This is a genomic window from Oleiphilus sp. HI0117 (genome assembly GCF_001635235.1).
The window spans coordinates 1-663 of the sequence record NZ_LWGA01001467.1 but is presented as its reverse complement, the minus strand read 5'-3'; the positions used below and the strand labels follow the sequence as shown (position 1 = coordinate 663).

1 protein-coding gene is annotated in these 663 nt (G+C 45.9%); it reads right to left on the bottom strand.

Annotated elements, in window-relative coordinates; genetic code table 11:
* Positions 1 to 494 (bottom strand): FAD-binding protein (locus tag A3757_RS27830; protein ID WP_156506565.1); only part of this gene is annotated, 494 nt, incomplete at its 3' end.
* Positions 495 to 663: the final 169 nt, after the last annotated feature.

The following is a 663-nucleotide window of genomic DNA, read 5'->3' as shown; positions in this document are numbered from 1 at the left end:
TCTCTGTATGAGAACTGGCACTGCTCATTGCTCAACTCACAAAGCGAAAGCGTCTTAGTGTCGAAAGCTTTCACCGAGACAAGAGAGTCTGAAAGTTCCACGCCGTACGCACCGATATTCTGAACGGGTGCTGCACCAACGGTTCCGGGAATATAGGAAAGGTTTTCTAGCCCAACCAAGCCTTGATTTACAGTACCAGCCACCAAGTCGTCCCAGATCCTACCTGCTTCAACAACAACAATCACATGATCTGTATCGTCATCATGATAGTGAATTGCGTCAAACAATAAACGTATTACAAGTTTGTCTAGTCTCTCGGGCAAAACCAAATTGGAACCGCCGCCCAGGATAAGCAACTCTGATAGTTCATAGCTTCCACCCTGCAAAAAGAGCACAAGCTCTTGAGCATTGTCAAAGCAAAGTTCTTCGCGAGCAACACAAGGTAAAGCCAGGGTATTCAGGCTCTTTAAATCTGCTCCCAAACGCTTATTCATCAAGGAATGCAACCATTAAGCGAGCGCTTCCTCTGTCAGAGCATTCAGCAAACCTTCACTTGCCGACTCAGCTAAATCAAGCACATGTGAAAAACCGGCAGTGCCACCAAAGTAAGGATCTGGCACTTCACTTTCAGGGCAATCACTGAAGTCTAAAAACAGCTTTAAT